Source organism: Streptomyces sp. NPDC020597, from assembly GCF_044335095.1.
Lineage (GTDB): Bacteria > Actinomycetota > Actinomycetes > Streptomycetales > Streptomycetaceae > Streptomyces.
Genome location: NZ_JBIRUL010000031.1, coordinates 57,292 through 77,673 on the forward strand (window position 1 = coordinate 57,292; position 20,382 = coordinate 77,673).

At 71.3% G+C, this 20,382-nt stretch carries 19 protein-coding genes and 2 pseudogenes; 12 read left to right on the forward strand and 9 right to left on the reverse strand.

Features of this window, described 5'->3' with window-relative positions:
* Nucleotides 1-119: 119 nt before the first annotated feature.
* Nucleotides 120-587 (reverse strand): nuclear transport factor 2 family protein, encoded by a 468-nt coding sequence (locus tag ACH4ZA_RS34150; protein ID WP_398433112.1) that lies wholly within the window; start codon nt 585-587, stop codon nt 120-122.
* 111 nt (nt 588-698) lie between these two features.
* Between ACH4ZA_RS34150 and ACH4ZA_RS34155 the strand changes: the two are divergent.
* Nucleotides 699-907, forward strand: a pseudogene (locus ACH4ZA_RS34155) (DUF4291 family protein); the annotation flags it as partial.
* 74 nt (nt 908-981) lie between these two features.
* Here ACH4ZA_RS34155 and ACH4ZA_RS34160 read toward each other — a convergent pair.
* Entirely contained in the window at nt 982-1,575 is a 594-nt protein-coding gene (locus tag ACH4ZA_RS34160) for a DUF4291 domain-containing protein (protein ID WP_398433113.1), read from the reverse strand.
* Nucleotides 1,576-1,985: 410 nt separating this feature from the next.
* On the opposite strand from ACH4ZA_RS34160, the gene ACH4ZA_RS34165 reads away from it, so the two are divergent.
* Nucleotides 1,986-3,071 (forward strand): haloacid dehalogenase-like hydrolase, encoded by a 1,086-nt coding sequence (locus ACH4ZA_RS34165; protein ID WP_398433114.1) that lies wholly within the window; start codon nt 1,986-1,988, stop codon nt 3,069-3,071.
* A 262-nt stretch (nt 3,072-3,333) separates the two neighbouring features.
* On the opposite strand, the gene ACH4ZA_RS34170 is transcribed toward ACH4ZA_RS34165, so the two are convergent.
* Nucleotides 3,334-3,957 carry a hypothetical protein gene (locus ACH4ZA_RS34170; protein WP_398433115.1) on the reverse strand — a complete coding sequence of 208 codons (624 nt, stop codon included), beginning with the start codon at nt 3,955-3,957 and terminating at the stop codon, nt 3,334-3,336.
* Between the two features lie 322 nt (nt 3,958-4,279).
* On the opposite strand from ACH4ZA_RS34170, the pseudogene ACH4ZA_RS34175 reads away from it, so the two are divergent.
* Nucleotides 4,280-4,457 (forward strand): annotated as a pseudogene (locus tag ACH4ZA_RS34175) (DUF4291 family protein); the annotation flags it as partial.
* 9 nt (nt 4,458-4,466) lie between these two features.
* On the opposite strand, the gene ACH4ZA_RS34180 reads toward ACH4ZA_RS34175, so the two are convergent.
* Nucleotides 4,467-6,527, reverse strand: a complete 2,061-nt coding sequence (locus tag ACH4ZA_RS34180) for a restriction endonuclease (protein ID WP_398433116.1) — start codon at nt 6,525-6,527, stop codon at nt 4,467-4,469.
* A 249-nt stretch (nt 6,528-6,776) separates the two neighbouring features.
* Nucleotides 6,777-7,604 (reverse strand): DUF6585 family protein, encoded by an 828-nt coding sequence (locus ACH4ZA_RS34185; protein WP_398433117.1) that lies wholly within the window; start codon nt 7,602-7,604, stop codon nt 6,777-6,779.
* Nucleotides 7,605-7,839: 235 nt separating this feature from the next.
* Here ACH4ZA_RS34185 and ACH4ZA_RS34190 point away from each other — a divergent pair, with 235 nt between their 5' ends.
* Together ACH4ZA_RS34190 and ACH4ZA_RS34195 are read left to right on the forward strand one after the other, a co-directional pair.
* Nucleotides 7,840-8,799 (forward strand): DUF5829 family protein, encoded by a 960-nt coding sequence (locus tag ACH4ZA_RS34190; RefSeq protein WP_398433135.1) that lies wholly within the window; start codon nt 7,840-7,842, stop codon nt 8,797-8,799.
* A gap of 13 nt (nt 8,800-8,812) precedes the next feature.
* Nucleotides 8,813-9,121 (forward strand): hypothetical protein, encoded by a 309-nt coding sequence (locus tag ACH4ZA_RS34195; RefSeq protein ID WP_398433119.1) that lies wholly within the window; start codon nt 8,813-8,815, stop codon nt 9,119-9,121.
* A gap of 40 nt (nt 9,122-9,161) precedes the next feature.
* On the opposite strand, the gene ACH4ZA_RS34200 is transcribed toward ACH4ZA_RS34195, so the two are convergent.
* Both ACH4ZA_RS34200 and ACH4ZA_RS34205 read right to left on the reverse strand, forming a co-directional pair.
* Nucleotides 9,162-9,341, reverse strand: coding sequence for a hypothetical protein (locus ACH4ZA_RS34200; RefSeq protein ID WP_398433120.1), 180 nt, complete (start codon nt 9,339-9,341; stop codon nt 9,162-9,164).
* 235 nt (nt 9,342-9,576) lie between these two features.
* On the reverse strand, nt 9,577-10,452 hold the full coding sequence (locus ACH4ZA_RS34205; RefSeq protein ID WP_398433121.1) for an undecaprenyl-diphosphate phosphatase: 876 nt from the start codon (nt 10,450-10,452) through the stop codon (nt 9,577-9,579).
* 426 nt (nt 10,453-10,878) lie between these two features.
* Here ACH4ZA_RS34205 and ACH4ZA_RS34210 point away from each other — a divergent pair, with 426 nt between their 5' ends.
* Genes ACH4ZA_RS34210 through ACH4ZA_RS34220 form a run of 3 tightly spaced genes read left to right on the forward strand, consistent with a single transcriptional unit; the run spans nt 10,879 to nt 13,768 of the window.
* A complete protein-coding gene (locus ACH4ZA_RS34210; protein ID WP_398433122.1) occupies nt 10,879-12,135 on the forward strand; it encodes a Gfo/Idh/MocA family protein in 1,257 nt (418 codons plus the stop codon).
* On the forward strand, nt 12,132-13,061 hold the full coding sequence (locus ACH4ZA_RS34215; protein WP_398433123.1) for a PmoA family protein: 930 nt from the start codon (nt 12,132-12,134) through the stop codon (nt 13,059-13,061). Before ACH4ZA_RS34210 ends, ACH4ZA_RS34215 begins: the two co-directional genes overlap by 4 nt.
* Nucleotides 13,055-13,768: a cupin domain-containing protein gene (locus ACH4ZA_RS34220; protein WP_398433137.1), complete on the forward strand. Its 714-nt coding sequence runs from the start codon at nt 13,055-13,057 to the stop codon at nt 13,766-13,768. The genes ACH4ZA_RS34215 and ACH4ZA_RS34220 overlap by 7 nt, the downstream gene beginning before the upstream one ends.
* An 83-nt stretch (nt 13,769-13,851) precedes the next feature.
* Here ACH4ZA_RS34220 and ACH4ZA_RS34225 read toward each other — a convergent pair whose 3' ends face one another.
* The gene (locus tag ACH4ZA_RS34225; RefSeq protein WP_398433124.1) at nt 13,852-14,691 is read right to left on the reverse strand and encodes a TVP38/TMEM64 family protein; all 840 of its coding nucleotides are present in this window, start codon (nt 14,689-14,691) and stop codon (nt 13,852-13,854) included.
* A gap of 49 nt (nt 14,692-14,740) precedes the next feature.
* Here ACH4ZA_RS34225 and ACH4ZA_RS34230 point away from each other — a divergent pair, with 49 nt between their 5' ends.
* The 3 genes from ACH4ZA_RS34230 to ACH4ZA_RS34240 all read left to right on the forward strand — a co-directional run bounded on the left by ACH4ZA_RS34230 (nt 14,741) and on the right by ACH4ZA_RS34240 (nt 17,948).
* Nucleotides 14,741-15,475 (forward strand): DNA alkylation repair protein, encoded by a 735-nt coding sequence (locus ACH4ZA_RS34230; RefSeq protein WP_319281754.1) that lies wholly within the window; start codon nt 14,741-14,743, stop codon nt 15,473-15,475.
* Nucleotides 15,476-15,775: 300 nt separating this feature from the next.
* Nucleotides 15,776-16,945 (forward strand): elongation factor Tu, encoded by a 1,170-nt coding sequence (tuf, locus tag ACH4ZA_RS34235; protein WP_398433125.1) that lies wholly within the window; start codon nt 15,776-15,778, stop codon nt 16,943-16,945.
* A gap of 211 nt (nt 16,946-17,156) precedes the next feature.
* Nucleotides 17,157-17,948, forward strand: coding sequence for a fused MFS/spermidine synthase (locus tag ACH4ZA_RS34240; RefSeq protein WP_319281785.1), 792 nt, complete (start codon nt 17,157-17,159; stop codon nt 17,946-17,948).
* Nucleotides 17,949-18,006: 58 nt separating this feature from the next.
* On the opposite strand, the gene ACH4ZA_RS34245 is transcribed toward ACH4ZA_RS34240, so the two are convergent.
* Entirely contained in the window at nt 18,007-19,047 is a 1,041-nt protein-coding gene (locus tag ACH4ZA_RS34245; protein ID WP_319281758.1) for a hypothetical protein, read from the reverse strand.
* A 254-nt stretch (nt 19,048-19,301) separates the two neighbouring features.
* On the opposite strand from ACH4ZA_RS34245, the gene ACH4ZA_RS34250 reads away from it, so the two are divergent.
* Nucleotides 19,302-19,739, forward strand: a complete 438-nt coding sequence (locus ACH4ZA_RS34250; protein ID WP_319281788.1) for a DUF4442 domain-containing protein — start codon at nt 19,302-19,304, stop codon at nt 19,737-19,739.
* The last annotated feature ends 643 nt before the right edge of the window (nt 19,740-20,382 follow it).

Sequence of the window (20,382 nt, forward strand, 5' to 3'; positions counted from 1 at the left end):
TCGGACAGGGCAGGTTCCGGACTTGGCCGAACCCGGCACGCGGCATCACCCCGACGCCTCCGCCCGCCCCGACGCCTCCGCCCGGCGAAGGGCCGGGCCGGCGGCCGACCCCTCGCGGCTCAGCCGGCCATGTTGCGCCACTTCTCCTGTACGGCCACCTCCCGCACCCGCCACCCGTCGGGCGTCCGCAGCAGACCGAAGGAATACCGGCCCCCGCACACGAAGTCCGGCGCGCCGGGCGGCGCCCCGTTCTCCCCGGCCGCGAACCGCATCGGGTTGACGTAGTCCGCCTGCACCCGGGCGGTGTCGCCCGCGTCCTGCTCCAGCGTCCCGAAGCGCACCCGGCGGTTGACGATGAGATGCTGCCGCATCGCGAACACCCGCAGATTGTCCGCGAGCCAGGACGCGACGCTCCCGGCGTCTCCCTCGATGCCCCCGGCCGAGCGGTAGTCCGCCCGCCCGTCCCGGGTGAACAGGTCGCGGTACGCCGTCCAGTCCCCGTCGTCGACCGCCACCGCGTAGTCGGTGACCAACCCGTCGACGGCCAGCCGGTCCATCACGGTGGCGAGCTCCACACGCTGCGTCATGGGCCCGAGTGTTGGGCATGCGGGCTGCTCAGCCAAGGGCTGTGCCGGGATCGATGCGGGCAGGGCGAAATTCGGTGGCCCGAGGGACGAGCGGGCGGTCGGTCTGCTCCGGTGAACGAAGAGAACGAACCGCGGAACGCCTGCGACCGGAACCACGGCGCCGACCGACCCGCCGAGCAGGAACCGAAGTTCGGCATCCGCGCCCTGCAACCGAGACCACCGTCACCGTGTACCGGGCCTACCGCCCGGGCAGCGGCGTCCCGGCAGCCCGCGACGGCCGCTTCCCGCCGACCTGGAGCCGGGAGCGCATGACGTGGATCATCAAGCAGCGTGCGCCGACCTCTGCCGCCATACGGCCTGAGGATGGTGCCGGCGGTTGTGCCCAGGTTGCCGGTCAGGAACTCAGGTGGGCCAGGAGCTCCTCGCTTGCGGGGTACGGCTGTTCCTGGGGGAGCAGACGCGTGGCCGCGTCCAGTTCGCCGTCCCTGGCGAGTGCGTGGATCTCGTGGGCGAGCGGGGTCACGTCGTTGATGGACACGATCCACTCGTCCGCGTAACGCGTCGACGCCTCGCCCGAGAGCCCCAGTTGCAGCGAGCGGTGCGGCAGGGGACGCAGGTGCAGATCGCGTTCGGGATCCCACTGGACGCGGGCCGGTGCGCGCTTGAGGTCGCGCTGCCAGGCGCTGCGATCGGGGTGCAGTCCGCGGACGTAGTGCGACAGGCAGGCATGACGCAGCGCCCAGTCGAAGCCGTCACGCGTGATCTCGACGGCGAGGACGGTCTCCTGCCCCTCCTTCAAGCCCCAGCCGGAGCGGTACATCATCCACATGAAACTGGGCTTGATCCACGTCATCCGGTCAGGCTTCCACGCGGCGGGGAAACGGCCCTTGCGGGCGGCGGGGCCACCGATCTCCGGGCGGTACGCCTGATAGACGGTGATCGTGGACGCCGTGTGGAGCGCGCGGATCCTGCGGAGTGGTTCTTCCATGGAGAACAGCGTGGGCCCCGGCCGGCTCGGGTGACCACCGATTTTCCCCCGTTGCTCGATCCGATGGAGCATGCCAGCCGCAGGCGACAGGCAGTCGCCCGTTCTGGCCAAGTGGCGTCCGATGTCAGAACGGGGGTTCCAGACTGCCGCTCGCTGTGACGGGCCCAAGAAGGTGCCCGGCCCCGGTGCGCCTCCCGGGACTGCAACTCCATCGATTTCACATTGTGCAGACTGTTGCGTATCAAGCAATGACCGGGCCATGATTGCCGCGCTTGACGCGGTATTCGACCTCGTTGCCGCCCGCCCCGCCGTGCTCCAGGGGGGCCGGAGCAATCACGGGGCGTTCCACTCTCCTCAAGGGAGGCCAGATGACACCACGCAGGGGAAGACGGCTCAGTCTGTCGGCGGTAATGAGCGCGCTCGCAGCGCTGCTGATCGCGAGCCTCGTCGGGCTGTGGCCGCCCCAGGATGCGACGGCGGCGGGCACGGACGGGAAGGCCGTGGCGGCCCAGCTGCAGCACTGGCCCGCTCCGGTCGCCGAAAAGCTCGGCCAGGTCATCGAAGAGCACGCCGACCAGGGTGCGTACGCGGTCTTCGACGCCGACAACACCACTTACCGGTACGACCTCGAGGAGTCGCTGCTCCCCTACTTGGAGATGAAGGGGAAGCTCAAGCGCTCGACGATGGACCGGTCCCTGAGGCTCATCCCCTTCAAGGACACGAAGAACCATCAGGAGAGTCTCTACAGCTACTACAACCGGCTCTGCGAGATCGACGACCAGGTCTGCTACCCCTGGGTCGCCCAGATCTTCTCCGGATTCACGCTGAAGCAGCTCAAGGGGTACGTCGACGACCTGCTCGCATACGGCAAGCCCATCCCGGCCGAGTACTACGTCGGTGACCGGCTGACGAAGACCCAGGTGCAGCCACCGCAGTTCTACCGGGGCATGCAGGAGCTGTACCACGTCCTGCGGGACAACGGCATCGAGGTCTACGTCGTCAGCGCCGCCAGTGAGGAGTTGGTCCGGGACGTGCTGTCCGACCCCAAACACGGCTACGGCGCCAAGCCGCAGAACGTCATCGGCGTCTCCATGCTGCTCAAGGACCCGGTCACCGGGAATCTCACCACCGCCCGCAAGGAGATCGCCGAGGGCCGCTACGACCCGCGCGAGCTCGCGAACGACAAGTTGACCCCGACCCTGTGGGCCCCGCTGACCTGGTTCCAGGGCAAGCCCGCCGCCATAAACACGTATATCGACCAGTGGCGCAAGCCGATTCTGGTCGCGGGCGACACCCCGGTCAGCGACGGCCCCATGCTCTTCCAGTCCACCGACGTGGAACACGGCGGGACCCGGATCTGGGTCAACCGCAAGGACAAGTACCTTACGCAGATCCAGGACATGCAGAAGGCGAACGCGGCCCGGCAGGAGGAGCTCGGCCAGCAGGTCACAGCCGACAAGAACTGGCTCGTGGTCAAGCCGGATGAGATCCGCTGACGTACAGCCGCAGCACGCGGGTCTGGTCGGTGCGGCGGCCGTGCTCGGCGCACCGCCCAGGTTCGCGGTCCCAGGACCGCATGGAAACAGTGACCGACAAGAGGCCCAGGGGCAGGCGAACATGAACGCCGGCTCAGGTGACCACCGATTTTCGACTGCTGCTCGCTACGACGGACCACGCCGTCTCGACGACGGCCGCAGCACCGCGCGAATTGCCGCCCGGATGGCTCGCGAGTCCGCAGAGATGAGAGCCTCTGCGTGGTCAGTCGAACGCCACGACCAGGCGGACGCCGTCATCACCGAAGCGGCCTGCCAGGGCCTTCATCACGGCGAAGACATGGGGCCAGTGCGTTTCCGGTCCCAGGACGGTGCCAACGGTCAGCGATTCGTATGCGCACATCACTTCGTCGGTGGTCCACTCCACGCGTCCCGTCGCACTGCGCAAGTCCGCGGGCGGCGCCCCAACCGCGGAAAGGGCTTCCGGCGGCCAGGAATCGGAAACGAGTTGTTGATGCAGTGTCGACGGCAGTGATTTCGTGCACCAGGTCAGCCGGCCGATGAAGTGACCAGGCACGGTCGAGGGATCCATCGAAGCAAGCTCCGCCCAGGTGACCCAGGTCGCGCCGTACAGGGAACCCGCTGCAACCCAGGACCCCAACTGCGAGCGCATCCCGCTCGACAGATCGACGGGAAGGCCGCGGTCTGGTGCGAGCGGTTGAAAGCCCGCGTAGTTGCGCACTCCGAAGAGACATCCGAACGCCGCGTAGTCGGTCTCGTCGTACAACGGCCAGAGATCCATGGAGGCCACCCACGGCTCACCGTCGTAGTAGTCGGTGCCGACGCCGGGATGCCGAAACTCGATGCCGCCGTGGATGTCCGTACTCACGATGCGGCACCGTAACAGCGCAGACCTCGACAGGCACACGTCTTTATCGGCCGATCAGCAACGGAGACGGGCCGTATCCCCGTAGATGCGCAGGATGCAGTCTTTGGAGAGGCCCAAGGGCGCGCTCCCGTCCGAAGGGTGCAGGGTCAGCCCCAGATCCGTCAAAGGCCGGATGGCCTTCGCGTGCCGGCTCCCATCAGGGTCGGGGCCCTGTACGGCCGCCCACGCCTCGAACAGGGCACTGACGGGCTCCCAGCCCGGCCCAGGCAGGAAGTGGCACAAGATTGTCGGCTGGTCGATCCCCTGCTCATGCCGTGTTCCCGAGCTGTACGGCGACCAGGCGGAGTGGAAGCGGCAGCTGAAGCGGTCGCCGGCGCGGGTCCAGTGGGACCCGGCGCGGGACCTGCGACTGCGACCCCTGCCGTACCGGTCGTTGCAGCTCGGGCTCTCGGGTGAGGCCGTGCGGCGCTGTGCGGACGAGTGGATCGTCGGCATCCGGGAGATGATCTCTACTCGACCTCGATGCCGAAATCCCGCACGAGTTCCTCCAGGCCGCCCGTGTAGCCCTTGCCGCCCAGGACGAAATCCCAGTCCCCGTTCGACCTTCGGCGGAAGGACCCGAGCACCAGGGCGGTTTCGCGGGGCCGGCCGTCGGAGACCTCCAGCCGTCCCAGCTCGGTGAGCCCCGGGTCGAGCAGTCGGATGCCGGCGTCGGTGAAACCGGAGAGGTCGGCGTCCGGGTTGACCTCTGGGTCGACGGCTGCCACGAGCACGAACCGGTCGGCCTCGTCGGGCAGCCCGTCGAACGAGACGCAGATCGCGGCCTTGTCGGGTGCGCCGGCGGGAAGGGCGCGCACCGAGCCGTCGGGCGTCTGCGGGTTGTTGAAGAAGACGAAGTGGTCGTCGCTGAGGACCCGGTTGCCACGGCAGACGAGAGCACACACGTCCAGGGCGACGCTTCCGGTCCACGACATGCCCAGGACGTTGTAGTCGTCGGGCAGCCGGGTGTCCGGCGTCGAGGGCGCCGTCTGAGCCGAACCGCGTCGACCGCCCTCACCCAGTCGTCCACGCAGTCCGTGGCGGTGCAACAGGTCGACGAGTTCCGCGCCCGAGACGAGTTCCAGCGGCTTGCCGTTGGCGAAGGTGTGTGAGCCGGGACCGAAACCCGACGTCGTCACGAGGACGCCCTTGTTGGCGCCGGCGTCCTGAACGGTCCCGTACAGGTCACGCACGGCGGTGGGCGGCACGGTGTTGCGGTAGCGCTTCACCTGCACGACGATCTTGCCGCCCCGGATCGGCGTCGGATCCAGCGCGTCGACGTCCACACCGCCGTCGTTGGAGCGCTGGGTGGTCACCGCCTGCATCCCCATGGCGCGGAAGAGATCGGCGACGAGGTCCTCGAAGGCGATCGGGTCCATGGCGAACAGGTCGGGCTCCGCATCGCTGCCGTGGGCGACCACACGGTGACCGACGTCCTGCGGTCGTCTGCCCGGCCGCACCGGCGTGAGTTGGTCGGGTCGAGCCGAGAGCTGTCCGCGCAGTGCGTCGGCCAGGCAGCTGGTCGCGTCGACCTGCGCCAGGTGCAGGTCACGGAACGAGTCGCGTCGGGCCATGACGGTGGCGAGGAAGATCTGGCCCGGTCGGCCCGTCGTGGGGTCGTGCCCGTCGATGAAGCCGTTCACCGTCACCGACTCCAGCGCACCCAGCTCATCCGCGCCGAACAGCTCGTGCAGAACGAGCAGCATGCACTGGGCCAGAACCTCCCGATACAGAGCCCGGCGCTGGCCGACCGGTCGGGGAGTCTCCTTGTCCTGGTCGGCCCCGGACAGGTACCGAACGGCCTTGACCTCGGGGACGATGCTGTAGGCGGGCAGCTCCCAGTCCAGCACCAGTTGCCGTGCCGCGGGGTCGTAGGCTGCCGCCACCTGACGTGGGAAGCCCTCCGGCCACGCCGTCGAGGCGTAGAGGGCGGCGGAGAAGTACTCGATCACGGAATCGGGATCCCGGCGCCGCACGCCTTCGGCTGTCGCGTCGATGCCGGCGTTGTGCCGCCGCACATCGGCCAGCTGGGTGTCGACCCACTGCTGGTACTCCCGCTGATACGAAGCCAGTTGGCGCCGACGTTGAGTCTCCGCGGCCTGGGCCGCCTGCCGGTCGCGCTCGAAGCGCGCCCGCGCTTCGGCCTGTGCCTGGGCCCTGCGACTCGCGGTCCAGCCGCTCTGGGTCTGGTAGTTCTGGAAATCCGGCATCGGCACCGGGTGTGCCAGCGGTCCCGGGGCGAAGGGCTGCACCTCCTCAGGCCGTCTGAGGGAGGAGGCCCTGAAGGCCTGAGCCCGGCAACCCGAGGCGAGCAGACCTTGCAACGACGCAACGCGTGCGTCCAGTTCCTCCGTGCGCCGTAGAGCCTCTGCCTGTCGGTACTCGCGGTGGCTCTGGGCGGCTCGCCGCTGGTAGGCCCGCTCCTGCTGTTCTTGCTGTCTGCGCCGTCTGGCTTCGGCTTCCAGCTGGCGCTGCTGCTGCCGTTGCATCTCAGCCCAGAGGCCGACAGAACCGGTAGACCGACGACTCATGTGCTGCAGGCCCTCCCCAGGGGCGGGGACGGCCGAGAACCAGTTTGGTTGTCCCCGCAACCAGTTGTCACGAGACGACTCTATCCAGCAATCTCCGTCTCGCACATCCACTCGTCAAACGTAGACCGATCGGGTCGTCTCCGCAGGTCAACGTGACCGAAGGGTAACCACCACCGGGTCGGGGCGCAGTGCCGGATCCGGCTACCGGGCAGAGGGCGAGCGGTGGAAGGGGCGATCGCCGGAGCGGACTCAGCCGGCCTGCCGGGCAGCCCGCAGCATGGCGTCCGCCACCGTGAGGAACAGCACGGGATCCGGAACACCGGCGACCGGTTCACGCACCGGCTTGCGCTCACCGATGATGACGACGCAGACGGTCGATCCCATCAGTTCGACCTCGCTGATCCGCTTCCAGTCCAGGACCGTGCCCCCGTGCTCGAGTCCCGCCGGTCCCACCGTGAACGGTCCGAACTGCAGGCGCTCACCGGCCTGCAGCAACTCGGCGAGTTCGGCCAGCCGGGCCGTGGCGTCCTCCTCGGCGATCCGGTTCCGGACCGCGGCCCAGTTGTTCGCGATCAGGGAGCCGACCTCCTGGGCACCGGGAGTGTCACCCGACACCATGAAGTTGCCGGCCGCCATCTGGACGTACACGGAATGGGTGGTGGACATTTTGACCCCGTTGCGGACGAGGTCCGTCGCGTGCCGCTGGCATCCGGTGATCTCGTCCCAGGTCCCGGCGATCGGCGCCTGCGAACCGTACTGGTAGACGACGCCACGGTCGAAGACGGCGCACCAGGCGACCGGTCTGAACCGTGCGGCCAGCGGGACGGAGATCGCCCCGAGGAAGGAGCCCCCGCCGAGGATGATGAAGAGGAACGCGTTCGTCCACTCGCTCTCGTCGCTGATGACGAAGACCATCATGACGCAGAACGCCGTGACCAGCAGGAACATGAACGAAGCCCACCAGGCGACCGAACTGGTCCGTGTGCGAAAGGCGTACCGGCCGGATCCGAGCTGCCGCTGCGCCGCCGCACCGGGCACGGTCGCCGGGATCTCGTCCCACACGTTTCGAGCCGTCATCGTCGCTCCCGCCGTGCTGCCGTTCCCCAACAGGCCTGCAAACAAGGCGAGTTGACGATTCGAATGTCATGCGATGCTAAGGGGTCCGGCTGGAAACCGGTAGAAGGGCGCGGCCGTGGGATCCGGCGGGTCCGGAAGGCTTCGCAGGACGCCTTCGCGGGCGTTCGCAAAGGAACCACGGCCGCGTCCCGGCCGTCCTACGATCGCTCGCATGCTGATGCGTCGGACCTTACGGATGATCGTCGTGCTCGCCGTGACCCTCGCCGGAGCGATCGGGGGTGGCCTCGGGACGGCGCAGGCCGAGGGGAGCGGACCCTCGTACGACCGGCAGCTGCTGTTCTACAACCACTCCTACGGAGTCCTCGACCGGGAGACCGCCGACGCCGTGGAGCACTCCGCCTACCTCTCGGACTTCGCCGACTTCCAGGTCCGCACCACCACCGGGACCGGCGGACAGACCTGGACCGGCCGCTATCTGATGGGCCGCGAGACCTACCTGGAGCTGTTCGGAGTGGGTGACATCGCCGGCCCGGACGGCGCCCTCGGCTCCGCCGGGCTGGGGCTCTCGACCGAGCGGGCGGGGGATCTGGCGGCGGTCGCCGAGCGCCTGAGGAGCGAGGGGGTCGCCGATCCCGTCGAGTTCCTCCAGACCCGGGACTTCGGTGACGGAGTGCCCGTGCCGTGGTTCGACGCCGTCCTCACCACCGCCGAGTACGACGCCTTCGGGGCCTGGGCGATGGAGTACCGGCCCGAGTACTTCGCCGATCCCCGCGGCCACACCGAGCCGGCGAGCTTTCCCGGTGACGTCGGCAGGGAGCGCTACCTCTCCGACGACTACCGCACCCGTCTGATGCGTGACGTGACGTCCGTCCGGCTCGCGGTCACCGAGGGCGACCTCGCCGACACCGTGCCGCTGCTCCGGGCGGGGGGCTTCGTCGTCCGGGACGTGACGGGCGGTGGCGTCGTCGCGGAGTGCGGTGGCACCACGATTCGGCTCGACGTCGTGCCGCGTGATCAGGCCGGGCTGCGTCGCGTCGACATGTCGCTCAACCGGCCCGTGCCGGACCGGCACGTCGAGCGGATCGGTCACTCGACCCTGGTCGTGGGCCCCGGCAGCCGTGCCGTGTGGACCTTCGCCGGTGACGCAGACGAGCTCCCCGGGAGCGCCGGGCCGGCGAGGACGCCCACCGGGTGAGAGAGGATGCCGTGTGAGCCCGACCCTGAGATTCTTCTTCGAGGCCGGCGTGGACACTCCACTATGGCCGCAGGACACGAACAGTGAGTACGGCTACCCCGTCGAGCTGCGTCGGCTGCCGATCGGCGCGGCGACGAGGGCGGAGCTGGCCAGGCTGTCCGAGTGGTATCAGTCGTCGATCGACTGGTCCTACCCGCCGAATCCGTCGCCCTGGTCGGACGAGGAACGCGAGCGCTTCAAGGAGCAGGCGCAGGCGGTCCTGGCGGCTCTGCGGCGCGAGTTGGGCGCGGAGTGGACCGTCCGCGACGAGAGTCTGCTCTGACGACGGGTGCCGGCGAGCGGCGGTGGTGGTGGTGCGGGGCTCAGGCCGCCTTGACCACTTCGCCCCGGATCGCCGAGGCCCACTCCACCACCAACAGCTCGTACTCCGCCCGCTCATGGGTCGACAGCGAACCGCCGGCACGCATCCAGAGCGCCCGGATCCGCTCGTTCACCTCGGCAGCGGACCGCACGGAACCAGGGGAGACAGAAGTGGGGGACATGGGCCAAGCCTAGGCGCATCAACTGACACTGCGCTACCGGACGGCTACGCCCGCCGGTATGGGCTTGGTCACGGTTGATCGATCAACCGGGCCGTCCCTGTGGGGAGTTCACCCGAGCTCGCCGTTTCGTGCTCCGGGCAGCCCGATCAGGTCCGGCCCGGGCGCTCGACCCGGTCCGGCCCCGCCCGGGCCGCCCGACCCGCTCCGGCCGGGCAGGCCCGACCGGGCGGACGCGTCAGCCCGCCGACTCCGCCGCGTGCGGGCTCAGCGCACCCGTCGCGACCAGCGCGATGATGACGACGCCCAGGACGACGCGGTAGTAGACGAACGGCATGAACGACTTGGTGGAGATGAACTTCATGAACCAGGCGATGACGGCGTATCCGGACGCGAACGCGATGGCCGTCGCGAACATGGTCGGCCCCCACGCCACATGGCCGCCCTCCAGCGCGTCCTTGGTCTCGAAGACTCCGGAGGCCAGCACGGCCGGGATGGCCAGCAGGAACGAGTAACGCGCCGCGGCCTCGCGCTTGTAGCCCATGAACAGACCGCCGCTGATGGTGGCGCCGGAACGGGAGACGCCGGGGATCAGCGCGCAGGCCTGGCAGAGGCCGAAGATCAGGCCGTCCTTGACGCCCAGGTTCTCCAGGGTCTTGCGCTGCTTGGGCGCGCGGTGCTTCCCGCCGGTCTCGTCACGTGCCGCGAGACGGTCGGCGACGCCGATCACGATGCCGACGACGACGAGCATGGTGGCGGTGATCCGCAGGTCGCGGAAGGGGCCCTCGATCTGGTCCTTCAGGGTCACGCCCAGCAGGCCGATCGGGATCGAGCCGACGATCACCAGCCAGCCCATCTGGGCGTCGTGGTCCTTGCGCATCGTCTTGTCGAACAGCGACCTGCTCCACGCCGCGATGATCCGGCCGATGTCCTTGCGGAAGTAGATGAGGACCGCGGCCTCCGTGCCGATCTGCGTGATCGCCGTGAACGCGGCGCCGGGGTCTTCCCACCCGGAGAACGCCGCGGTCAGGCGCAGATGCGCGCTGGAGGAGACGGGGAGGAACTCGGTCAGCCCCTGGACGAGTCCGAGGATGAGGGATTCAAACCAAGACATGAGGTTACGGAGTCCAAGTGCCGATCGGAGAGGGGCGACGGCGGCGGCAGGCGGCCGCGCCGTTGATTCAAGACTGTGCAAAGGAAGCGTAGCGGTCTCGTGTGCCGCCTCGTTCACAGGGGTTTCGGGGGACGCCGCGCCGGAGCCCGTGCGGGCGCCCGCCGCTCGACCGCCAGGCGCCCGCCGTCCGCCCGTCACGCCGCCGACGCCTCCGCCGATGCTCTCTCCCGCGCCTTCCCGCCCCGTCCGCGCGCGGCCCGTGCCAGGGCGGCGGCGCGGGTACGCATGGTTGACCCGCCGCCCGGCAGCCGCATACGTTGCTGCCGATGGGAAAGCGCTTGCTGTGCATATGTCCTGCACGCTTCCCGATCGTCGCCGGCCCGCCCGGCTCAACGGCCGCACGTCACAGGAGTGCTGATCACACCCATGTCCACCACCACTCCGCCGCCCTGCATCCCGCTCGACGGCCGCCGTATCCGGGCCGCCGTCATCGGTGTCGGCGCCATCGGCCGCGGTTCCCATCTGCCGGCCCTCCAGGAGCTCGCCGCCGAGGGCGAGACCGAGGTCGTGGCGGCCGTCGACATCGATGCCACCGCCGTCCGGGCGTTCTGCGCGGACGAGGGCGTCCCGCACGCCTACACCGATCTGGAGCGGATGCTGGCGGAGCAGCGACCCGACCTCGTGACCATCTGCACGCCGCCGACCCTGCACCGCGAGCAGAGCATCGCCGCGCTGCGGGCGGGCGCCTGGGTGTGGTGCGAGAAGCCGCCCGTGCCGACCCTCGCCGACTACGCGGCCGTGGAGGCGGAGGAGGGCGCACAGGGCGGCCCGTACTCGTCGATCGTCTTCCAGCACCGTTTCGGCTCCGGGACGCGGCACGTGCGGCGGCTGCTCGCCGAGCAGGCCTTCGGACGGCCGCTCGTCGTGCACTGCCAGACGACCTGGTACCGCGACACCGCGTACTACGCCGTGCCCTGGCGCGGCCGCTGGCAGACCGAGGGCGGCGGCCCGGCGATGGGCCACGGCATTCACCAGATGGACCTCATGCTCGATCTGCTCGGCCCGTGGAGCGAGGTGCGCGCGATGGCCGGCCGGCTCGTGCACGACGTGGAGACGGAGGACGTGTCCACCGCACTGGTCCGCTTCGAGAGCGGAGCCCTGGCCACGGTCGTCAACAGCGTCCTGAGCCCCGACGAGGTCAGCCGCATCCGCATCGACTGCGAGCGGGCCACCGTCGAGCTCACCCACCTCTACGGCCACTCCAACGCCGACTGGCGCGTCACCCCCGCCCCCGGTGTGCCGGACGACGAGGCGGCGGGCTGGCGGGACTTCGGCGCGGACGTCCCCAGCTCGCACCTCGCGCAGCTGCGGGAGCTGGTCGCGAGCATGCGCGCCGGCCGCAGGCCGCGCAGCAGCGGCGCCGACGGACGCACCAGCCTGGAACTGGTCACCGCGCTGTACAAGTCGGCGTTCACCGACCGCACGGTGCGGCGGGGCGAGATCGGGCCCGGCGACCCCTACTACACGGCCCTGCACGGCGGCGCCCCGGGCTGGGCCCCCGGCACGGGCAGCCCGGCCACAGGCACGGGCACAGGCACAGGCACAGTCGCGGGCACCGGCACCGGCACCGGCATGGGCTCGGGCGGCGCCCCTGGCCCGGCGCAGGCGGAGGTGCCCGCGTGAGCGGGGAGCCGCGGCTCCTCCACGCCCACGGCGACCGCGTCACGGTGACCGACCCGGTCACCGGGGTGGAGCTGCTCGCCTACGTCTACCGACCGGAGGCCGCCTGGGAGGCGCCGAAGCCGTACATCCACCCGGTGCGGACCCTGGCCGGAGACGTCGTCACCGACTACCGCCCGAACGACCACCGCTGGCACAAGGGACTGTCGCTGACCGCCTCCCATCTCTCGGGCGCCAACCTGTGGGGCGGCAACTCGTACGTCCACGGCCACGGTTATCTCGAACTGCCCGAGCAGGTCGGCTCCATGACGCACGCGGGCTTCGACGAGGTCGCCGCGAGGGACGGCCGGGCCGTCATGGCCGAGCGCCTGGACTGGCGGCCGCACAGCGGGGAGCTGTGGGCGCAGGAGTCGCGCCGGATCGAGGTGCACGACGTCGACCACGGCTCCGGTTCCTGGGCGCTCACCTGGACCAGCGCCGTCGTCAACCGCCGGGAGGAGCCGCTGCGCTTCGGCAGCCCGACCACCGCGGGGCGGGAGATGGCCGGCTACACGGGCCTGTTCTGGCGCGGTCCGCGGGGCTTCCGGGGCGGCCGGATAATCGGCCCGGACGGGGAGGGGCCGGGGCTCATGGCCTCGCAGAGCCCGTGGCTCGCCCTGTCCGGCGAGCACGACGGCGCCGACGGCCACGCCACCGTCGTCTTCGTGCACGCCCCCGAGAACGACCACGACGGGGCCCGGGGCGCGCACCCGGCCCACTGGTTCGTTCGCAACGAGCCCTTCGCGGGCATCGCCCCGTCCTGGGCGTTCTTCGACGAACTGGAGCTCGCCCCGGGCGAGACGCTCGGACGCCGCTATCGCGTCGTCGTGGCCGACGGCGCCTGGGAGCGGCCGGAGATCGTCAAGTACCTCGAGGAGCACCCCTGGTGAGCGGGTACGCGGGCCTGCCCGGCGGCATCGCTGTGTCGCAGCTGAGCGTGTACGACTGGCCCGCTGCCGACGGTTCATGCGGCGGGACCCCGCACATGCACCTGGCCTGCACCGAGGGGTACGTCGTCACGGGCGGCCGCGGCGCGGTGCAGACCCTGACGGCGGCCGGTCACCGTGTCACGCCTCTCACGCCCGGCACGGTCGTCTGGTTCACGCCCGGCACGATCCACCGGCTGGTCAATGAGGACGACCTGCGCATCACGGTGCTGATGCAGAACGGCGGGCTGCCCGAAGCGGGCGACGCGGTGCTCACGCTGCCCCCGAGCTACCTCGCCGACCCGCAGACGTACACCGCCGCGACGGCGATCCCGGCCGACGCCGCGGAGGCGGAGCAGGCCAGGATCGCCCGGGCCCGGCGGGACCTCGCGCTGGAGGGCTACCGGGCGCTCCGCGAGGCGCCGGACCCCGCGGCCGCCCTGGCCGCCTTTCACCGGGCCGCCGCCGCGCTCGTGCGGCCGCGGCTCGCGGCATGGCGTGAGCGCTGGCTCCGCGGGGCGCGGGCGGCGGCGCAGACCACGGCGGAGCAGCTCGACCGGCTCGCGGACGGGGACGTCTCCCACCTCGCCGAGGCGGTCGTACGGGCCGAAGAGCCCTCGGCGCACGGGAGGTTCGGGATGTGCGGCCGGCTGGACGTGTACCGGGCGTAGGACCCCTGCGGGAGCCGGGAGGCGGGGGAGGGGCCGCTATGGGCGGCGGGGCGCCGGCGGCCGGACCGGGCCGGTCACCGGGGTCACGCCCGGCGCAGGTGGTGGCGCTTGCACCAGGCGACCGCCGCGCCGCCGAGCGCCGGCAGGGCGATGCAGCCCAGGGCGATCAGGAAGGCCGGCGAGGTGGGGGAGGAGGCGCGGGCCCCGGCTACGACGTACGCGGCCGTGTTCGGGACCGAGCCGAGCGCGGTCGCGATCAGGAAGGACGGCCAGCTCATCCGCGAGACGGCGGCGCAGTAGTTGGCGGCCGCGAAGGGCACTCCGGGAAAGAGCCGGGCCGCCAGCATCGAGCGCAGGCCGTGCCGGCTGAGCTGCCCGTCCGCCGCGGTGAGCAGCCGTCCGCGCAGCAGTGGCCGCAGGGCGTCCTGACCCAGCAGCCGGCCCAGCCCGAAGGCCGTGCCGGCCCCCAGCACCGTGCCCGCCAGCGCCGCCGCGATGCCCCACTGCGAGCCGAACAGCGCCCCCGCGGCCAGGTTCAGCAGCGGTCTGGGCACGAACGCCACCGTGCACAGTCCGTACGCCGCCGCGAAGACCACGGCCGCCGAAGGGCCGCCCAACTGCGGTGGCCAGCCGTCCGCGAGCAGCTTCTGCGGCTCGAAGAGCAGCACACTCGTGGCGGCCGCGACGAGCAGCGCGACCAGCAGAGCCAGGCGGGACCACGGCGAGAGCAGCACCGCGGTGCACCGCGCGGCGAGACCGCCGGGTGCGCGGACGGCAGCGGTGTCGCCGGCGACGACGGGTGGGACGGCGGGCGTGGCGACGCCGGTGCCCAGGGGGCGGACGGCGGGGACGACGAGCTCCGTGGCGATGGCCCGGGGAGGAGCCGTGGCGGTGCCGCCAGAGCGGGTGGTGGCATCGAGCATCCAGCGACAGTAACCGACGGAGATGTGTGATCGCCGTATGGTGCGTCTCATGACCGTCACAAGTGCGGGCGCTCCCGGCGTGCCGGACAGCGCCCTCGCCGACGTCGTGCTGGAGCGGCTGACGACCGTGTACGGGGCCGCCGCCGACCCCGGCCGGGCGGCGGCGATGCGCGCGTACATGAAGGACGTCGCCCCGTTCCTGGGCCTCCCCACACCCGGCCGCCGGGCCCTGTCCCGCACGGTCCTGGCGGGCACCCCGCGCCCCGGCGAGGACGACTGCACGGCGATCGCGCTGCGCTGCTGGGCGCTGCCGCAGCGCGAGTACCACTACTTCGCCGTCGACTACCTGCGCCGGCACGCGGGTCGCCTGTCCTCCGCCTTCCTGCCGACGGCCCGCCGGCTCGTCGCCACGACGTCGTGGTGGGACACGGTGGACCTGCTCGCCGCCCATGTGGTCGGCGCCCTCGTCGCGGCCGATCCCCGGCTCACCGCCGCCATGGACGCCTGGATCGCGGACGACGACCTGTGGGTCGCCCGCACCGCCCTGCTCCACCAGCTGACCTACAAGGACCGCACGGACGCGGACCGACTGTTCGCGTACTGCCTGCGCCAGTCCGGGCATCCCGACTTCTTCGTGCGCAAGGCCATCGGCTGGAGCCTGCGCGAGTACGCCAAGACCGACCCGGAGGCCGTCCGGGGCTTCCTCGCCCGCGAGCGGGGCCGGTTCGCGCCGCTGAGCGTGCGCGAGGCGCTGAAGAACATCGGCGGCGTCCCGGCCGGTTGAGGGCCGGCCGCGGCCGGACCGCAGAGCCGTCGGAGCGCCGCCGAACCGCCGAAAACCCTTCGACACCGGACGAACGGTCCGCGATGATCGACGACATGTTCCGGTACGCCTTCCTCCTCGCCGCATCCGCAGTCGCGGATGCCCCGAAGGCTGCCGTCCCGCCTGTCCCGGCCGCTGTCGACGGCGCCCGAAGCTGACCCTCTCCGGATCGTCCGGCGGACCCCCCAGGGGGAGGGTCGGGCAGTGACCCGGGGTCCGCGTTCCTCTGGAACTCCTACGGACACGCTTCGAGGTACAGCCATGCCCAAGACCGCCTACGTGCGCACCAAGCCGCACCTCAACATCGGCACCATGGGTCACGTCGACCACGGCAAGACCACCCTGACCGCTGCCATCACCAAGGTCCTGGCGGACCGCGGGACCGGCGCCTTCGTGCCGTTCGACCGCATCGACCGCGCCCCGGAGGAGGCCGCCCGCGGCATCACCATCAACATCGCGCACGTCGAGTACGAGACTGACACCCGGCACTACGCGCACGTCGACATGCCGGGCCACGCCGACTACGTCAAGAACATGGTCACCGGCGCCGCGCAGCTCGACGGGGCGATCCTCGTCGTCTCCGCGCTCGACGGGATCATGCCGCAGACCGCCGAACACGTCCTGCTCGCCCGGCAGGTGGGGGTCGACCACATCGTCGTCGCGCTCAACAAGGCCGACGCCGGGGACGAGGAGCTCATCGACCTCGTCGAACTGGAGGTCCGCGACCTGCTCACCGAGCACGGCTACGGCGGCGACGCCGCGCCCGTCGTCCGGGTGTCGGGGCTGAGGGCGCTCGCGGGCGACCCTCGGTGGACGGCGTCGGTCGACGCGCTGCTCGACGCGGTGGACACCTATGTGCCGCTGCCCGAGCGGTACCTCGACGCGCCGTTCCTGCTGCCCGTGGAGAACGTGCTCACCATCACCGGCCGCGGGACCGTCGTCACCGGCGCGGTGGAGCGGGGCACGGTGCGGGTGGGCGACCGGGTCGAGGTGCTGGGCGCGGGCGTCGAGAGCGTGGTGACGGGGCTGGAGACGTTCGGCAAACCCATGGACGAGGCGCAGGCCGGCGACAGCGTCGCGCTGCTGCTGCGCGGTGTGCCGCGCGACGCCGTGCGCCGGGGTCATGTGGTGGCCGTCCCCGGCAGCGTGACGCCCCGTCGCAGGTTCTCCGCCGAGGTGTACGTGCTGTCGACCCGGGAGGGCGGCCGTGCCACGCCCGTCTCGACCGGATACCGGCCGCAGTTCTACATCCGCACGGCGGACGTCGTCGGGGACGTGGACCTGGGGGAGACCGCCGTGGCGCGGCCCGGTGACCGGGTCGCCATGACCGTCGAGCTGGGCCGGGAGGTCCCGTTGGAGCCGGGGCTGGGCTTCGCCGTCCGTGAGGGCGGGCGGACGGTGGCGGCGGGCACGGTGACAGCCGTGCTGTGAGCACGGCCCGACCCTCGTGGCCGCCCCGGGCCGGGCCACGCCTGCCTCGTACCGGGTCGCGCGCCGTGGTGGGGCGGGCGGACGGGGGGACCGCGGACGCGCGCCGCGGTCCCCCCGGCACAATGAGTGCGTGAACGACCAGGTGAGCCCGCAGGCGAACGACGACCCCGTACCCGTGACCCGGGACGTCGACCACGGCGTCGCCAAGCTGATGCCCGACGTCAGCCGGCGCCTGGCCTGGCTGCTGACGGTCGACGGGGCCCCGCAGTCCTACGTCGACCTCGACGAGCCGGCCCATCTGGAGTTCGAGTACACGCGCCGTCTGGGTCATGTCCTGGACACCGTCGCCGATCCGGGGCGGCCGCTGGACGCGCTGCATCTCGGCGGCGGCGCGCTCACCCTGCCCCGGTACCTGGCCGCGACCCGGCCCGGCTCCCGGCAGGACGTCGTCGATTTCGACCGCGGGTTGCTGGACCTGGTCACCGAGTGCCTGCCCCTGCCGACCGGGGCGGGCATCGCCCTGCACGCCGCGGACGCGCGGGCCTGGCTGGAGGCGGCGCCGGACGAGTGCGCCGACGTACTCGTCGCCGACGTCTTCGGCGGCTCGCGGGTCCCCGCCGCCCTGACGTCCCTCACCTACGCCCGCCAGGCCGGACGGGTGCTGCGCGGTGACGGCGTCTACCTCGCGAACCTCGCGGACTCGGCGCCGTTCGGCTTTCTGCGCTCCCAGCTCGCCAACCTGGCGGAGGTCTTCGAGGAGCTGGTGCTCATCGCCGAGCCGGCCGTGCTGCGCGGCCGCCGGTTCGGCAACGCGGTCCTGGCCGCCGCACACCGCCCACTCGACGTGACCGCGCTGGCCCGCCGCACGGCCTCCGACGCGTTCCCGGCCCGGGTCGAGCACGGCCCCGGCCTGCGCCGTTTCATCGGGGACGCGCGTCCGGTGCGGGACGAGGACGCCGTGCCGTCGCCCGAGCCGCCCGAGGGCGCCTTCGGCATCGGCTGACCGGCGCCCCTCGCCCGGCCCCGCCCCGGCCCCGCGCCCCCGTGGCCCGCGCACGGCACTAGCCGTGCGTCGGTGTTCCGTGCAGGCGTACGGTGCTGAGGATCTGCATGATCGTGGCGTTCGGGAGCTCGTCCTTCACGCCCTTGGCCCCGTAGAGGTTCACCGACACGAAGTCGCCGGTGGAGTTCTTGAAGCCGAAGGTGATCGCCTTGCCGTCGCTGTCGCACTTGCCCTTCTGGGGCGTGTTCGTCGACCGGGCCCAGGCGTAACTGCCCTTGATGCCCGAGGCGGTGGTGAAGGCGGTGGCCTTCTTGTCGAAGGTGAGGCTCTTCTTGTCCGGCTCGGTGTAGCCGCCGAACACCCACCAGGCGGGCGTGTTGATGGCGATCTCGTCGGTGGTCTTGGCGCCGTCGGCGCCCTTGGAGCCGACCACGGCCAGCGCGGTGTCCTCCGTCTTGCCGTCCTTGTCGGAGTCCGTGGAGCACCACTTCGACTTCAACTCGGCGGTGCCGCCCTGAAGGATCCGGTCATAGCCGTCGGACTTCGTCTTGTCCTCCCACTCGAAGCCCTGGCTCAGGCCCGGCGACTGGACCTCCCAGTCCGCCGGCACGTCGTAGGCGAGGCCCCACTTGGGGTTCACGACGACCTTCCAGCCGGCGACGGTCGGCTTCTCGGTCTCGTTGCCGCGCGGGTTGTCGTCCGTGCCCGACGAGTCGGAGGCCGGGGCGGAGACGGAGGTCGTGGGGCTCGGGCTGCCCTTGCCCGCGTCGGTCTTCTCGTCGTCACCGCCGCCCAGCACGAGGAAGCCGGTGACTCCGGCGGCCACGACGACGGCGGAGGCCGCGACGATCGCGACCAGCTTCGTCCGGTCGGTCCCGCCCCCGCCCCCGCCGGTGCCGGGCGGCGGTGTGGGAGCACCCGCGGGCGACGGGGCGCCCCACTGGGGCTGGGTGTAGGGGTTGGGCTGCTGCTGGTAGCCGGGCTGCTGATACGGGTTCGGCTGCTGGTACCCCGGCTGCTGATATCCCGGCTGCTGGTACGGATTGTTCTGCGCCTGCGGGTTCTGCTCTCCCCCGGGCGGCTGCTGTCCTGGCCACATGGCCTGAAACCCTAGTGCCGTACAGGACACGTTTCGGTCACCGCCCCTTGTCAGGGACGTACCGAATCGGGGGTTCGCGGAACGGAATACGCGAACGGTGTCCGTGATCTCCCGAATTACGGCGATGGCCGTTCGCGTCGCCTCGGCGCGCGGATGTCGTCGACGTCACCGGCGATCGGGGTGCGGGGCTCGTCACACCGGTCTGGCCAGTCGAAGCTACTCGCAGGTAACCTCCGGGTATGAGCGCAGACCAGATGTCCGTCGGCGAGATGCTCGCCGCCACCGTGCCGATGGCCCGGACCCTCCACCTCGAGTTCCTGGAGGCCGGGCCGGAGAAGGCCGTGGTCGTCCTGCCCGATCAGGGGGAGTTCCACAACCACGTGGGTGGTCCGCACGCCGGGGCGATGTTCACGCTCGGCGAGTCCGCCAGCGGCGCGATCGTCCTCGCGGCGTTCGGCGACCAGCTCTCCCGTGCGGTGCCGCTCGCGGTCGGCGCCGAGATCGCCTACCGCAAGCTCGCCATGGGCCCGGTCACCGCCACCGCCACACTGGGCCGTCCGGCCGCCGAGGTGGTCGCGGAACTCGACGCCGGGGAGCGTCCCGAGTTCCCGGTCGCCATCGAGATCCGCCGGGCCGACGGGGCCGTCACCGGCGAGATGACCGTGATCTGGACCCTGCGTCCCAACGGCTGAGCCGGATTCGCGTGTCGGCGGGGACCGTCGGCGTCGGGTCTTCCGGTGGCGGCCTCGTGCGCGACGACGTCATTCCGTCCCCGACCGGCCGCCGTTCCGCCCCCGACCGCCCGCTGTGCCGGCTCCCCGCTGTGAGGGCTTCGGCCCGCGGCCCCTGCTGCGCCGCCTCGCGCACACACTTTCGCTCCTGGCGCACTCCCACACCGGGTGTACTCCCGCACTGGGCGTGCGCCTACCGCCGCCTCTGCTCCCGTGCCGGGTCGCGAGGTCGGCCCTGTCGCCGTGCGGTGACAGCGGCCCGTGAAGTCCGCGCCGTGCACCGTGCGGCCCACCGTGAGTCACCGCTCGCCGGCGCCGGTCGGAACGCGCCGCCGCGACCCGGCCCGGTGCGCTGACTCCTGTGGCCCGGTCGCGCAGTCATCCCGGCGGATGCGCAAGGGCCCGGGCGGCAGGCCCGGGGTTGAAGATTTCGTGCGCCATCCTGCTTTCCATGGGCACAAGTTGAGCCCGGCCGTCCGGTGCCGTTTCGAAAACGGGTGCGGATACCGCCGGTAACTTTTCTGAAATTCCCTCGCTTTGAACTTGGGTCACTCGAACTCCTTGTTTCCCGTGAGGCGCGTGTGCGAAGGTGAGCCTCCCCTTA